Annotated in this window: 15 protein-coding genes; 3 read left to right on the forward strand and 12 right to left on the reverse strand. The window is 55.1% G+C overall.

The window, feature by feature from the left end; genetic code table 11:
* Nucleotides 1-2: 2 nt before the first annotated feature.
* The 11 genes from AACH73_RS10815 to AACH73_RS10865 all read right to left on the reverse strand — a co-directional run bounded on the left by AACH73_RS10815 (nucleotide 3) and on the right by AACH73_RS10865 (nucleotide 12,113).
* Nucleotides 3-734 carry a 3-deoxy-manno-octulosonate cytidylyltransferase gene (locus tag AACH73_RS10815; RefSeq protein ID WP_338734941.1) on the reverse strand — a complete coding sequence of 244 codons (732 nt, stop codon included), beginning with the start codon at nucleotides 732-734 and terminating at the stop codon, nucleotides 3-5.
* Between the two features lie 3 nt (nucleotides 735-737).
* On the reverse strand, nucleotides 738-1,598 hold the full coding sequence (gene kdsA / locus AACH73_RS10820; protein ID WP_272739620.1) for a 3-deoxy-8-phosphooctulonate synthase: 861 nt from the start codon (nucleotides 1,596-1,598) through the stop codon (nucleotides 738-740).
* Between the two features lie 113 nt (nucleotides 1,599-1,711).
* Complete coding sequence (cysN, locus tag AACH73_RS10825; RefSeq protein ID WP_338734942.1) at nucleotides 1,712-3,634, reverse strand: sulfate adenylyltransferase subunit CysN; 1,923 nt, start codon at nucleotides 3,632-3,634, stop codon at nucleotides 1,712-1,714.
* Nucleotides 3,634-4,548 carry a sulfate adenylyltransferase subunit CysD gene (cysD, locus tag AACH73_RS10830; protein ID WP_338734943.1) on the reverse strand — a complete coding sequence of 305 codons (915 nt, stop codon included), beginning with the start codon at nucleotides 4,546-4,548 and terminating at the stop codon, nucleotides 3,634-3,636. The genes cysN and cysD overlap by 1 nt, the downstream gene beginning before the upstream one ends.
* A 110-nt stretch (nucleotides 4,549-4,658) precedes the next feature.
* Nucleotides 4,659-5,459: a 3'(2'),5'-bisphosphate nucleotidase CysQ gene (gene cysQ, locus AACH73_RS10835; RefSeq protein ID WP_338734945.1), complete on the reverse strand. Its 801-nt coding sequence runs from the start codon at nucleotides 5,457-5,459 to the stop codon at nucleotides 4,659-4,661.
* A gap of 71 nt (nucleotides 5,460-5,530) precedes the next feature.
* Complete coding sequence (locus AACH73_RS10840; protein WP_338734946.1) at nucleotides 5,531-6,691, reverse strand: AGE family epimerase/isomerase; 1,161 nt, start codon at nucleotides 6,689-6,691, stop codon at nucleotides 5,531-5,533.
* A gap of 76 nt (nucleotides 6,692-6,767) precedes the next feature.
* Nucleotides 6,768-7,643 (reverse strand): hypothetical protein, encoded by an 876-nt coding sequence (locus AACH73_RS10845; protein WP_338734947.1) that lies wholly within the window; start codon nucleotides 7,641-7,643, stop codon nucleotides 6,768-6,770.
* Nucleotides 7,643-8,413, reverse strand: a complete 771-nt coding sequence (locus AACH73_RS10850) for a hypothetical protein (RefSeq protein ID WP_338734948.1) — start codon at nucleotides 8,411-8,413, stop codon at nucleotides 7,643-7,645. Before AACH73_RS10850 ends, AACH73_RS10845 begins: the two co-directional genes overlap by 1 nt.
* A gap of 639 nt (nucleotides 8,414-9,052) precedes the next feature.
* Nucleotides 9,053-9,967, reverse strand: coding sequence for a hypothetical protein (locus AACH73_RS10855; RefSeq protein ID WP_338734949.1), 915 nt, complete (start codon nucleotides 9,965-9,967; stop codon nucleotides 9,053-9,055).
* 558 nt (nucleotides 9,968-10,525) lie between these two features.
* The gene (locus AACH73_RS10860; RefSeq protein WP_338734951.1) at nucleotides 10,526-11,518 is read right to left on the reverse strand and encodes a serine/threonine dehydratase; all 993 of its coding nucleotides are present in this window, start codon (nucleotides 11,516-11,518) and stop codon (nucleotides 10,526-10,528) included.
* The gene (locus tag AACH73_RS10865; RefSeq protein ID WP_338734952.1) at nucleotides 11,511-12,113 is read right to left on the reverse strand and encodes a hypothetical protein; all 603 of its coding nucleotides are present in this window, start codon (nucleotides 12,111-12,113) and stop codon (nucleotides 11,511-11,513) included. Before AACH73_RS10865 ends, AACH73_RS10860 begins: the two co-directional genes overlap by 8 nt.
* Before the next feature lie 218 nt (nucleotides 12,114-12,331).
* Here AACH73_RS10865 and AACH73_RS10870 point away from each other — a divergent pair, with 218 nt between their 5' ends.
* From AACH73_RS10870 to AACH73_RS10880, 3 genes are read left to right on the forward strand one after another with little or no spacing between them, the layout of a single operon-like run.
* Complete coding sequence (locus tag AACH73_RS10870; RefSeq protein ID WP_338734953.1) at nucleotides 12,332-12,907, forward strand: helix-turn-helix transcriptional regulator; 576 nt, start codon at nucleotides 12,332-12,334, stop codon at nucleotides 12,905-12,907.
* 36 nt (nucleotides 12,908-12,943) lie between these two features.
* Nucleotides 12,944-13,291 carry a hypothetical protein gene (locus AACH73_RS10875; protein ID WP_338734954.1) on the forward strand — a complete coding sequence of 116 codons (348 nt, stop codon included), beginning with the start codon at nucleotides 12,944-12,946 and terminating at the stop codon, nucleotides 13,289-13,291.
* Nucleotides 13,288-13,734 carry a hypothetical protein gene (locus tag AACH73_RS10880; protein WP_338734955.1) on the forward strand — a complete coding sequence of 149 codons (447 nt, stop codon included), beginning with the start codon at nucleotides 13,288-13,290 and terminating at the stop codon, nucleotides 13,732-13,734. The genes AACH73_RS10875 and AACH73_RS10880 overlap by 4 nt, the downstream gene beginning before the upstream one ends.
* On the opposite strand, the gene AACH73_RS10885 is transcribed toward AACH73_RS10880, so the two are convergent.
* Nucleotides 13,718-14,098: a helix-turn-helix transcriptional regulator gene (locus AACH73_RS10885; protein WP_272739632.1), complete on the reverse strand. Its 381-nt coding sequence runs from the start codon at nucleotides 14,096-14,098 to the stop codon at nucleotides 13,718-13,720. The two genes, AACH73_RS10880 and AACH73_RS10885, sit on opposite strands and share 17 nt — an antisense overlap.
* Nucleotides 14,099-14,343: the final 245 nt, after the last annotated feature.

The raw sequence follows: 14,343 nt of genomic DNA on the forward strand, positions 1-14,343 counted from the left end.
GTTTATTTCCCCGCGAGCCGGCGACGGGCCTCTTCCAGGTCGGCGAGCGTATCCACGCCTAAGGGCACTTCGTCCACTTCGACAGCGTCTATGCGCATGCCATGCTCTAAAGCGCGAAGCTGCTCAAGCTTTTCGCGCTGCTCCAGCGGCGAGGGCGACAATTGAACAAAACGCTCAAGCGCGGCCCGTTTCCATCCATAAAGTCCGATATGATGATAGAGCGGCCCCTCCCCCCAGGGCGCCGTAGCGCGGGTAAAATAGAGCGCACGGAAACGGCGAGGTGAAACAGGCGTACCGATCATTTTCACCACCGACGAGGCGGTCCGTTCCTCGTCGGAATGAATCTGGGCTACAGGCGTTGAGATATCGACGTCCGCATCCTTCAACGGCTCAAACACCGCCCGGATCGTGGCGGGTACCACGGTTGGCAGATCACCCTGCACGTTTAAGAGAAGGTTGTAGCGCTTTTCCGGATCAATCCGGGAGATGGCCTCGTAGATTCTGTCCGAGCCCGATGGATGATCGCTCCTGGTCATGACTGCGTTTCCACCGACAGCCTGAATGGCGTCCGCAATCTCGGGGCTGTCAGTCGCGACCCAGACGGTGGCCAGGTCGGCCTCAATGGCACGGCGCCATACCGCCACAATCATGGGCTCGCCGTTCAGGTCGGCCAGAGGTTTATTCGGCAGTCGCGTCGAAGCCATACGCGCCGGGATAAGAATGACCGGCTTCATACGCTATTTCACCGCATCACGTGCCGTGATCGCCTTGGCAACCTGATCGATCGCCATGAGGTCGCGCATCAGCCCCTCGAATGACGCCAGCGGCACCATATTCGGTCCGTCGGACGGCGCATTATCAGGATCCGGGTGAGTTTCAATAAAGAGACCCGCTACCCCCACTGCCACAGCCGCACGGGCGAGAACCGGGACAAACTCACGCTGTCCACCCGACGATCCACCCAAGCCACCGGGTTGTTGCACAGAGTGGGTGGCATCAAAGATCACAGGCGCGCCCGTTGCAGCCATGATCGGCAAACCACGGAAGTCGGAGACAAGCGTGTTATAACCAAAGCTTGTCCCCCGATCACAGAGAAGGACGTTCGGATTGCCGCCGAGCACCAGTTTATCGAGAACGTTTTTCATGTCCCAGGGCGCCAGAAACTGACCCTTTTTGACATTGATCGCTCTGCCGGTTGCCGCCGCCGCCAGCAACAGATCGGTCTGACGGCACAAAAAGGCAGGGATCTGCAGGACATCAACAGCCTCAGCCACCGGTGCACACTGCTGCGATTCATGGACGTCCGTCAAAACTGCCAGACCCAGGCTTTCACGGATCTCTGCAAAGATCGGCAAGGCTTCTTTCAGCCCAATACCCCGCGCGGCTTTCGCGGACGTCCGGTTGGCCTTATCAAACGACGTCTTGAAGATGATCCCAAACCCGAGGCGGTCAGATATCTCTTTAAGCGCCGACGCCACCTCAAGCGCGTGCGCTCGGCTTTCCAGCTGACAGGGGCCCGCAATCACCGAAATCGGAAGGTGATTGCCAAACTTCGCTGACTTGAGCTCGACGACGGGATTAGCACGCAATTCGGACATATCTGCACTCCAGGACACCTGCGGTCTAGTGCATTCTGAGAAGCACTTCAACCCGCCGCTTTGAAGCAGACAAATGGGGCTAATCCGCGTCGTTTACAAGCGCCGCAAACGGCTCAGATCACGTAGTTGGGCTCGACCGGCAAGTAGCCGTTATCGAACAGCCACTGGAAGATACGCTCGGCTTCCGCTTCCGGCGCCTCACCTTTTTCGGCCACGACGATCTCCGGCGCCTCTGGCGCTTCATACGGGCTATCGATCCCCGTGAAGTTGGGGATCTCGCCCGCGCGGGCCTTTTTATAGAGCCCCTTGACGTCGCGTGCTTCGGCTATAGCCAGAGGTGTGGCCACGTGGATTTCGACGAACTCGCCCGTCTCCAGGAGCTCCCGGGCCATCTGACGCTCTGCGCGGAAGGGCGAAATAAAGGAGACGAGCGTAATCAGACCCGCCTCTGTCATAAGCTTTGCCACTTCTGCCACCCGCCGGATATTTTCCACACGGTCCGCATCCGAGAAGCCGAGGTCCTTATTCAGACCGTGGCGGACATTGTCGCCGTCGAGCAGGGTTGTGTGATAGCCAAGGCTTAAGAGTTTTTTCTCAAGAAGGTTGGCGATGGTAGATTTTCCGGCACCTGAAAGCCCGGTAAACCATAAGACGGCCGGCTTCTGACGTTTGATCTCAGCTCTGGCAGCCTTCGACACCTCAAGTGCCTGCCAGTGCACATTGCTGGCACGGCGCAGAGAATGATCGATCAATCCCGCGCCCAGCGTCAGATTGCTGATGCGGTCAATCAGAATAAACGCGCCCGTGGCCTTATTCTCAGCGTAGGCATCAAACGCAATCGGCGCCTGAGTGGCGATGTTTACCGTCGCCACCTCGTTGAGCTTTAGAGTTTTGGCAGCGAGCTTTTCAAATGAGTTCACATCCGTCTTATGGCGGATGTCTGTGACGGTCGCCGTAACCGTACGCGCACCGATCTTTAGGAGGTACGGCCTGCCTGGCAGAAGCTCGTCTTCGTTCATCCAGATGAGGCTGGCCTGAAACTGATCTCCGACTTCAGGCCGTGCGGCAGGCGATGCGAGGACATCACCGCGCGAGATGTCTATCTCGTCTTCCAGCGTAACGGTAACCGCCTCGTCAGCGCCGGCCACTGGCAGTTCGCCGTCATAGGTCACGATCGACTTGACCTTCGATGTCTTGCCGGATGCCGCGACGACGATGTCATCGCCCGGCCGCAGAACCCCTGAAGCGATCGTGCCGGAGAAGCCACGGAAATTCAGATCAGGGCGATTGACCCACTGGACCGGCAGGCGGAAGGGCTTATCCCAAAGATTGCGCTCAATCTCCACCGTCTCCAGGTGCTCCACTAGGGTAGGGCCGTCATACCAGGCCATACTCGGCGAACGCTCCAGCACATTGTCGCCAAAACGCGCCGACAACGGGATGGCTTGCAGGCTCTCAAACCCAAAATCGGCCGCGAAGGCTTTATAGTCCTCATATATGCGGTCAAAGACGCTTTGAGAATACGCCATCAGGTCGATTTTATTGACGGCCAGCACCACGTGCTTGATACCCAAAAGAGAGACGATGAAGGAATGGCGCCGTGTCTGCGTCAGGATCCCTTTGCGGGCGTCTATCAGGATTACGGCGAGGTCGGCATTCGATGCCCCTGTCGCCATATTTCGGGTGTACTGCTCATGCCCCGGAGTATCCGCGACGATGAACTTGCGCTTTTCGGTTGTGAAAAACCGATAGGCGACGTCGATTGTGATCCCCTGTTCCCGTTCTGCCTGAAGGCCATCGACGAGAAGGGCGAGATCGATCTCTTCGCCCACCGTGCCAAAGCGCTTTGAGTCCTTCTCCAGGCCCGCCAGCTGATCTTCAAAGATCAGTTTGGTGTCATAGAGAAGGCGGCCAATAAGGGTTGATTTTCCATCGTCGACGCTTCCGCACGTCAAGAACCGCAAAAGGCTCTTCTTCTCATGCGTGGCGAGGTATTCGGTAAAGACTGAGGTGTCGATCTTTCCCAGAGCGGTCATTAGAAATACCCTTCGCGCTTCTTCTTTTCCATCGACCCCGCTTCGTCGTGATCGATTAACCGCCCGGATCGCTCTGACGTGCGCGCGACCAGCATCTCTGCTACAATCTCTTCTAGTGTTGCCGCTTCCGACTCTATAGCGGCGGTCAGCGGGTAGCATCCAAGGGTACGAAAGCGGACATTGCGGATTTCTGGCACTTCGCCCTCTCCAAGCGGAAGGCGCTCATCATCGACCATAATCCACTGCCCACCACGTTCGACGACGGGTCTCGGCGCTGAGAAGTAGAGCGGCACGATTGGTATGTCTTCAACGAGTATGTATTGCCAGATATCGAGCTCCGTCCAGTTCGAGAGCGGAAAGACGCGGATCGATTCTCCGGGCTTAATGCGGGCGTTGTAGAGGTTCCAAAGCTCGGGTCTCTGGTTTTTGGGATCCCAGCCGTGGTTTTGGGTTCTGAAGGAGAAAATGCGCTCTTTGGCGCGGGATTTCTCCTCGTCTCTGCGCGCGCCACCGAAGGCAGCATCAGAACCATGGGCAGTTAAGGCCTGCTTGAGGGCATCGGTCTTCATAATGCCCGTGTAGACAGAGCTTCCATAGTCAAATGGATTTACGTTATCGCGCACACCGTCCGCATTCGTATGCTTGATTAACTGCAATCCAAGACGGGCGGCCGTGTCGTCGCGAAACTTGATCATCTCACGGAACTTCCACGTCGTGTCGATGTGCATCAGCGGGAATGGAGGCTTTGAAGGGTAAAACGCCTTCAAAGCCAGATGTAGCATTACTGATGAGTCTTTGCCGATCGAATAGAGCATGACCGGGTTTTTGAACTCGGCGGCGACCTCACGCATAATGTGGATCGCTTCAGCCTCAAGGCGCCTCAAGTGTGTCAAACGTTCAGGTGTAATCGACATGCTTCGCCACAGAGCCTCTTTGCGGTGATCCCGCTCTTTTCCTGTCCGGCTTTTACGAAGGTTAGAAGCCTGCCACAAACGTAAAAGCCTAGCGGCTCGATTCAGAGAAGCTAATCTTTCTTAAGGCCCAAATCACCGTAGGCGACGAAGTAAGGATTAGCAAAATCGATTGCGTCCTGGCGGTCGCGCTTTCCATACTGTAGCGGCATTCCGTCGAGGGTCGTAACGAGCCCCCCCGCTGCTCTTAAGACCGCATCACCTGCAGCCGTATCCCACTCCATTGTGCGCCCCATACGGGGATAGATATCAGCAGCCCCTTCCGCCACGCGGCAAAACTTCAAAGAGGAGCCTGCGGCAACGAAGTTTGCAATCTCATAGCGCGAGAGCCACGCATCGGTTTCTGCGCTGCCATGCGAACGACTTCCAATGGCGATGACCTTAGTCGGCGCCTTGCGCACCTTCAGTGCTACATGAAGGCCGATTTTTCCGTTTTCGACCCTGGCTTTGAAGGCACCGTGAGATGCGTCTCCCCAAAAGATCTCCCCGAGGGCCGGAGCGTAGACGACCCCCATCACAGGCACGCCGTTTTCAATCAGGGCAATGTTTACGGTGAACTCGCCATTTCTGGAGACAAATTCACGCGTGCCGTCGAGTGGATCGACCAGATAAAAGCGCTCGGCTGTTTGCGGTATGACCCCGCCTGAGACGGCTTCCTCCGCCACCACAGGCGTCGAGGGACTGAGTTTTGCCAGTTCTTCCAGAATTATGCGCTCAGCCGCAGCATCAGCCTCGGTGACCGGAGATGCATCTGACTTTGCCTCGACGGCGAAGTCAGATGCATAAATCTCCATGATCCTGGTCCCCGCCTTTAATGCCACCGTGTTGATCAATAGTGCGGGAACGTCACTCACTGTCGGACTCCATGAACTGCCTTGCCGGCCTTTAGGCAAATATTGCGCCCGGCTCAAGCGCGATGCAGGCTTCAGACCGAAGCCTTGCCCATTTCATCGATCGCGCAGATGATATGATAAAGCGTGGACGCCGGCGCTGGCTCTTCGACGAAGCTTCCATCAGGATTCATTTTATCGCGATAGAGCCCTTTAAGAGGGACATCGAAATAGAGCTCAAGGCCTTCGGCGGCTTTAATCAGTGTCTCGACATATCCGGCCTTTTGGCCCTCGTCTGACGCGACAGACTGTAAGGCAACATAGGCTTTCATTCGCTCCGTTTGGGCCCAAAGACGCGCCTTATTGTCCTTGACGCTAAAGTCGTCCCAAAGTTCAAAAATCGTGGCATTTCGGGCGTGGTCTGTGCCGTAGGTTTCCGCGATTTCGACGAGACGCTTTGCCGGTGCGATGAACTTCGGATCACCGCTAATGGCCGCCCAGCGTATAAGAAGCCACGCCCATTCAAACTGGTGGCCGGGCTCGATAATGCGGCCCATCTCGCCTTCGATGGGGTTCCATTCCCCATCGAAATATTCGCGCAAGGAGCCATTTTCCGGGTGCAGAAACTTATCCAGGCAAAGATCGGCTATTTCGGCCGCGATCGTTTTCCAGGTTTCATCACCTCCCGCCTCAATCCAGGCCAGAGAGGCCTCGAACATGTGCATGTGCGGGTTGGTCTTTAATGGCAGTGTGCGCGGATAGGCTTCCTCAAACCCTCTGACGGGGTGTTTGTACCTTGACAGGAGAACGTCACGGATGGCGACGGCCCGGCTTTCGAGAGATGCATCGTGCGGGCGCACGGCCTTAGCAGAGGCATATGCCAAAAGTGCAAAGGCATGGTCATAGAAATCGAATTCGCCCTTTACGACCTTGCCTTCAGGCGTCAGAACAGCGCTGACGAGACCGTTGTCCGCGGCCGCAGGGCCTGAGAGCCAGGCAAGCCCCGCATCAATCACCGTGTCAACGTCCCCCTCATACCCCATGCGTCTTGCCAAAGCATAGGAGTAGACCTGCCGGGCCGCCACACGGGTTCTGCGGTTCACATCAACGGGGCTCCCGTCAAGACCGAGCGTCTCGTAGACGCCGCCCTTTTCCTTATCGACACCGACATCGCGCCAGATCGGCAGAGCGTCTTCAAACAGCCAGTGTTTCAGACGGGTTTGGGTTTGGTCGAGGCGTTGAGATAATGCGGTCATGGAAATTGCCTTTTCGGAAAATATATCCAGAGGCATAGCCCGCGCCTCATAAGAGGCCAATTAAAAAAAGAGCGCTTCACTGTGTTTTCATATGAAATTGCAGCTGAATGGCTTTGCCGCTTCCCCCAACCGGCGCTGTTGCACTGGCGTTACCAATCGACACGACCCGAAGAAGGGGCACACCACCTTCTGGCGCGTTACGCAACTGCGCTAAAGCCGGCTGGGCATTGAGCAACGCCTTATGGAAAGACACGGAGCGCTCAACAGATAGCGCCTGGTCGGCCCGCCCTTGAGCGGTATACATGTTCACGTCTGCAGTTCCCAAAATCACGACCGCCTCAAGCTTTCCCTGTCCCGAACAGCCTTCGGCGGGCAGCCCGTAAGACAGGCATGGCAGCCGATTTGCAAGAGATTGCGCCAGATTGGACACGGCCGAGAGCCCCTCTGGTGTAAGCTCGCTCGTTCCGGCGCGAAAAAGCCGGTCCGCATCAAAACGCGTCGATGCGTCTGACAGACTGACCTCTGCCCAGGAGATAGTGGGTGCAAGATCAGCCTGCATATCCGCGGCAAAAAAGGCGACGGAAGCGGCAGACCGCTTCTCTTCGTCAGAAGACGGATTGATGGCAGTCTGACCGGAAAACGCAAAGCAGCGGCGATCCTTCCCGCCCTCGAGACCCAGGAGATCAGACTCCTGAACGCAGACAATGTGGTTTTCCCGGTCGACGTCAATGGTGGCATTCAGAGATTTAAGATTGGTCGCCAGTTTAAGGAGGGCGCTCGTTTGAGGATCCTTCGCCTCGGTGAGCTCTGTGGTTGTCTCCCGGAAGTTCAGGGCAAAATACGCCAGCATGATGATAAAGATGAAAAGGACGCCGACCATCAGATCCGTCATGGAGATGTAATAGCTCTCCCCCTCCTCAATCTCTCTTGAGCGCCGATGTCGAAAGGCCATCACGCCCCCCCTTTTGCAGCTATGGAGGCTTCAATCCTTTGGAGCGCTTTTAGCTGTTCAAGTGCGATCTTTTCTGGCGGCATAAAATTCAGGCAGCTATCGAGCAGCACGAACAGTTCTGCTTCTGCCGTCTGGATTGCTGTTCTGCGTGAGCGCGCAAAAAGACGCAAAAAAATGGATGAGAGGACGCCTGCAATGGACGTCCAGAATTTTGTAGCCGCAATCGCTAACAACCCCATCAGAGACGCCTGCATGGTACCACTTGCCGGATTTCCTGCCATGGCCAGCGTGGCTTCTGAAAGCGCGGCGACAATACCAAGAAAGGTAATAACCAGGCCAACCGCGACCATAATATTCGCCCACCATTCAAGCGCACGTGCGGGCTCATCCAGCTGGTCAAACGCCTCAGCGGCCCTGACCGAACTTACAAAACTATCGCCGTTTTCGACAAGAACGCTTCTATAGTTCGACCAGCCGAGCAGTAACGCGCTGTTTGGCTGTCCGAGGCTAGTGGAGGCTGAAAATCGCCTGTCTATCTCACTGAAGCGTGTATAAAAGGATGCCGGCCTCGCGCGGCTATCCAGGCCATTGAGAAGGTTCCAGCGCTCGCGCAGTTCGACTAGGAGCGGTTTGTATGTCCTGACGTTTGAGTACACGATCAACGACACCGAGAAGGCCAGGATAGCGCCTGCCAGCAAAAGCGCCACGCCAGGCGACCCAAAGGCCATAACCACCAGGTTTGTGACCGGATCCAGTTTTTGTGCCATCATTTGTCTCAGCGGCTGTTAGCGACTTAAGCTCCATATTCTCTGTGATTGCGACGTAAAGTCGGCAGCCGTATAAGAAACCAGTGTCGCCACCACTGGAATTTATAATTGGGTAATCCATAGGTCGGCGGCGTTGTTCCTTATGGTACACCGCCGGGTATTATCGCCGCAAAAACAGAACAGTAATGCGAACGACTCAGGTTTTGATTGATTCAAAATACATATTACAGTCGATAAAAAGCGAAGTGAATGAAAAAAAGAATTTTCTGATTGGTCCGAGATATAGATATATTATTGGTCATGCCGTATCTTTGGCCATTATATTATCACCCACCTTTATAGAGGGAATTATTGGATTTTTTTCGTGGCCCGGCCTGCTTGTTTTACATTTGTTTTGGATTTGCGTTAATATGTGGGTAAACCGGTGCCCAAACTGTGGGCTATCGGTCGGGTGCGAATACAATAAAGACGCTACGTTTCTTCCCTATACTCCTGTCGCCATTCCAAATGCGGTATGTAGCAGATGCGGGTGCCGGATTTGAGGCAACGGCTAGTGGGAATAGCTCACAATTATGCTCGATTGAGACCTCTGACACAGGTTTAGGCCTTTTAACGGCTAAGCTTTAAACTCCTGCGGCCTCTTCAGCGTTCGCGGCCTGAACCTCCAGGCTGGCGTGATTTCTCAAGATCAATTCCGGTGTGGGTCTGAATGTATTTTGAAACAATACTGGCCTGTAACCGCTCAAGCGTGGTGCCGTTCTGGAGTTTTTCCCAGAGACTGGAGTAGGTCTGAAGAGCATAACTGTCATCGGCGGGCCCGCGGGTTCCGGTTTGGTCAACATCCCTGTTTTCATCTGGCCGTCGATCCGGAAATCTCTCAGATCTATAGGTTGCCGCCATCTCGACGCCTCTGTCGCGCAGAGCCTGAGCATATCTCTGGCGTAAGTATACCGGCAAGTTGGCACCCAGATAAAGTCGATCACCCGCTAACGAGCGACTTTTTACGATGAGATGCAGATGAGGGTATTCAGAAGCGCGGGGAGATGGGTCTGTCTCTTTTTTATGCAGAGCCTTCACGTACTGGAATCCTTCGAACACTTCCGCAATAACCTCAGATGCCGCCGACTCTAGAAGGGCGGGGTCAACAGCTTTAGGCGCACAGAAAACGAAGCAGTGATACTCGGTCAGCGTGCTTTCATCAGGGATAGGCGTACCACCATCGCGCCATTCGAGACCGAGCGCGTATAATTGGTCTTCACCGAGGATCGTCTCACCGTCTTCGTTTTCGAGGGGAAGCTCACCTAAACGGCTTACATAGGCTAGGCTCTCTTTTACGCTGCGGAAGGTTTTCCCCCCGCTCCATATTTTAATCACGACTTGAGGCGCCCCTTTCGCCACCGACAATAGTTCGGACGGCCTGTGCTTTTTCCAAGTCTCCAGTCTGGCTGATAGATCTACTGTGCGGACAAATGCCCCAGTCGCCGAATTGATGCGTCTGCGGCCTTTCGGTTCGACGTCACCCTCATTGAAAACGGCGCCGGCTTTCTTCTTTGGCATGACTTCACCGGGTTATACCCCACCTCATTAGGTTCGCCCGTACGAGTTCGGCGACCAAGAATGTGTGATGAGCTATATCTGTCGAAAGGCGGTCTACCTCACTGGAAGACCCTGAGAAAGCCACGGACCTGAGGGCCCGGCTGAGCTTCAGCAGGGCGAGATTTGAGCTCGTAAGTGCCTCCAGCTCGAGCTGGCCGAAATGGGGTTCGCGAGTAAGATGTGACCTGATGAGCCAGTGGATCCACCTGGCATCACTGAGACCCATGGCTCGGGCTGATTCACGTATGGCGGTATGCTCAGATGCTGTGAGGCGAATTTGGCACTTTTTTGTGGCACCCTCTGTCTGGCCGTAGCTGAACCTGTAAGGGTTAACATCCGTGCCTGTCGTCAGGTTAAAGACGGCCTTGCGCACGGCTTCCGCAATCGTAAGGCCATTCTCTTTTGCGAAGACGCGCAATTCATCGTGAAGAGGTCCGAGCTGGACCTGTAGGTGTGATGACGGCTTTTGCATGGCTAAACAATACGACCCAAAATTGTACCATGACGTTTATTATAAACTCACTCAATTAAAGATGGCAATAGAGAAAGCCTGTCTAAACCCCAGATCGCCTGGTGGGTTTCTGCAGAAATGTTTCCACCCGAAAGGATGACCAGAACCGTTTTTCGTTCGGTTTGCATTTGAAGCCACCGCACTACACCCGTCATCGACATCGCGCAGGTAGGCTCGATCACAAGCTTCAGGAGATGAGACAACCACTGTGACCAGTAGATGATCTCATCTTCCTCCACCTCATAAAACCCGTCGAGCCTCTGAAGATAGGAGAGCGTTCTTGAGGACACGGCGAGCGTTCTAACGCCATCGGCAATCGTCATCGGGGTATCGGAGAGCCTGACGATTTCGCCCGCCTGAACGGAACGATGGGCGTCATTGGCCATTTTGGGTTCGCACGCGTAGACCTTAGCCTGAGGTCGCGCGAGCCGGGCTGCAAGCCAGGTGCCCGACATAAGCCCACCACCGCCGCACGGCGCAAAAACGGCATCCGCTTCAACGCCGTCCTGCAGTGCTTCGAGACAAGCCGTGCCCTGTCCGGCAATGACGTAAGGGTTGTCATAAGGGTGCACAAAGGTTGCGCCCTTAGAGATTAATTCGGCAACAGAGGCTTCGGCAATCTGACGGCTTTCGGTAACGACAACGTCAGCACCGCAGGCGCGCGTGGCGGCGATCTTTACTGCAGATGCCTGCTTTGGAATAAGAATAGTGGCTTTCACACCAAGCTCGCGGGCAGCATAGGCCACGGCCTGCGCGTGGTTCCCCGACGAGAACGCACAGACCGAATGCCCCAAAGTCCCCTGTTCCTTTAGGGCGAGGAGCGTGTTCATCGCACCACGCAGCTTGAAAGCTCCGATCTTTTGCAGGTTCTCAGCCTTAAATATAACGCTGTGGCCCAGGGCCTTGTTGAGCGTGTCGGACTGAAAAAGAGGCGTGCGGTGAATGAATGGAGCGATGCGCGCCTGTGCAGTGAGCAGGTCTTCGGGGAGGACATCAGACATCAGACTTATCCCCCCTTGTTGCTGAGCGCGAAATCTCAATAAGAGGCAGATGATCGAACCAGTGGCGATTGCAGCGGGGCTCATAAAGATCACCGTGACCCAGCTGGATCTCTAACTCGTCCTCCACCTTCTTAAAGGTCTTATGAGCGGGCTGACCACAGACAGCGCAGTGCGCTCTCAGTTTGACGACCTCATCGGCCATTGCCATCAGGAGACCCGTGGCCGAGAACGCATCGCCTTTCCAGTTGGTATCTAAACCGGCAGCCACAACGTCGGTGCCCGTCTCCAGCAGCCCCTTTATCAACTCGACGACGTCGCGATCCATATTCTGGAAAAACTGGACCTCATCGAAACAGACAAGATCTGCCTCTTTCAGGCGCGTCTCTACATCTGAGAAGGCGTGAAGAACGACGGCTTCTGCCGCCAGGCCGTCATGGGTTATGACTTCTGTGCGCGAATAGCGGACGTCAAATGCCGTCTTAAGGACGAGGACATCTTTGCGCTCGCCATTTCGGGCCCAGAGAATACGCTTCAGGAGTTCCGTGGTTTTTCCGGCAAACATAGGGCCGCAGATGACCGTCAATCGTCCATACATTCGCGTTCTTCCTCACGTTCGAATCATTCGTCAGCTTAATGGTGAGGACTGGCCTGCCGAAAGTGAAAAGCGGGCCTGTCCACCATGAGGGTGCGTCAAGCGAAAATGTCACAGCTTCGGGTTCAGATATTCAATTGAAGATTGTGACGCTTTTATAAACGCGAGTTTCGGCGTACGGTAACGGGTGCTCTTCGCTTATGCCCGCAAAGTAACCGAAAATGTCGCACCCAAAGATCGGAATCACCAAGCTTTCCCCAAGGGAGAAACAGGTTTTACGCCTCACCCTTACTGGTCACACCCAGAAGGAGATCGCGCGTGAACTGCATATTGAAGTGACCACCGTCAAAACACACGCCAACAGCGCCTGCCAGAAACTCGGTGAGACGACAACCCGGGCCGCCGCGCGGGCTTTCGCAGAACATGAATATGGATGCACGTCCTCCGCAGCCGCGGCCCTCATCCGTGAAGAAGGACCTCCCTCAAAGAGGATTTCCGTTGATCCCGGTGCCATGCATGGTGAGGTAGGAGCGGTCACCGCTCAGTCCGTGAATGATGATCGCCCAGAAGTGTCTAACAGCCTTTCTGGCCCGGTCGTCCTGCCCGTGTCTTCGATGGCGGATCACAAATCGCCAGTGACCAAATGGGCGGCATTCGAGAAGAGGCTCAAAACGACCAGCACAACTCAGTGGCTGATCACCCTTGTGCTCCTTGCCATTGGGCTGGGCCTGTCGGCGAGTTCGCTCCTGTTTGTCAGTGCGCATATGCTTCAAACCCTTAACGGGATCATCCCCTAAAGGCCGGAGCACCGGCCGGATCAAAGGAAAGCAGACATGAAAAGAGCAGAAATTGTGAGAACAGGTGCAGCCCGCCTTATTCAGGCTGAGGGCGCGATTGAGACGGCGATCTGTGACGTTGCCGATCTTATCAGCTATCTCGGGCGCACAAGAATGGAAGAGCAGATTGCGCTGGAGATCGGAGACGAGGCCATGACCAGCCTCGTTGCGACTATGACGGCACTCTCCGAGGCGAGATCTTCGATACTATGCGCGCACGGCCAACTCAACGCTGTGAAGGGTCAATTGGGATACAGCACAGTGGCCGTTGGGACAGGCGAAGACAAGTTTACAACCAAGCCCAAGGGCCTTCTGGTCGTAGAGAATACGCGGGAGAGCGCGTGACGCTAGACCTGGGAACCGTGGATTTATGGGCTTGGACAGGACACTTTTTGATGGCGGCCCTCGTGATTTGGGCTCTTTGGCGGGGTGGAGTAGCGGAACGCCTAAGCGCCCTCATCATTTTTGTGGGCTGGTCGCTCACTCCGATGGTGCAGTCGGTAGGCGTGATCGGCTTAGACCCGGGCACCACGCTTGTTGACGTCGTAGCCACAATTTGCCTGATTTGGCTTTCAGAGAGGACAAGAAAGTTGTGGCTACTGCTAGCATCAGCTTGCGCGCTGCTAGGAACAACAGGCCATTTCGCATCTGAAATCTCGCCACCAACAGAATTCCGTGCCTATTTTTTAAACAATGGCTTCTGGTCGGGTTACATGCTCCTGGTCGCCCTGTTTATAGGCATGCTAAACGCCGAACGCGGGCGACTGTCCGCTAATAGTCAAGGCTGAGGTTGCGGACGAGAGCCATGATGGCCTTTCGCTGATTGGCCGTCAGCTTGGAAAAGTACGAGGAAAGTTCGGTGCCTTCCTTCGTCAAAAGGAAGTGAGAGACGGATATCTCACTTTCGGACTGGCTGAACTCTCCCCCAAGTTCTGTGCCTTCAAAGAAATAATCTATCGGAACTGCCAGAGCTCGGGCCGCATCATGCATTTTTGACGCACTTATACGATTGAAACCCCGTTCGTATTTCTGCACCTGCTGAAAGGTCAGACCGAGGTTCCTCGCCAGTTCGCCCTGGCTCATACCCAACTCTTTGCGGCGCGCCCGAATACGCTGTCCCACGTGAACATCGACGGGGTTGGGTGCGTTCAATGCGATGCTCCTGAGACGTAGGATCTGAAGAATGGCTTACCCTTTAACAGGGATATTGGCCGCATTTTGTCTGGATGAACAAGTCAAGAGCAAAAAAAAGGTCACCGCCAGGGTGACCCTTCTCGAGAAAAAATGAACTTGTTTCAAAAAACTCAATGAATAACGAGACGTTAACCCCTTTTTCGCGGCGCACAACAGATTTTCTGCCCACACCCCATAAACTGGGTAGGCCGCACAAGGCCAGG

It is taken from the genome of Asticcacaulis sp. DW145 (assembly GCF_037101385.1).
GTDB classification, from domain to species: Bacteria; Pseudomonadota; Alphaproteobacteria; order Caulobacterales; family Caulobacteraceae; genus Asticcacaulis; species Asticcacaulis currens.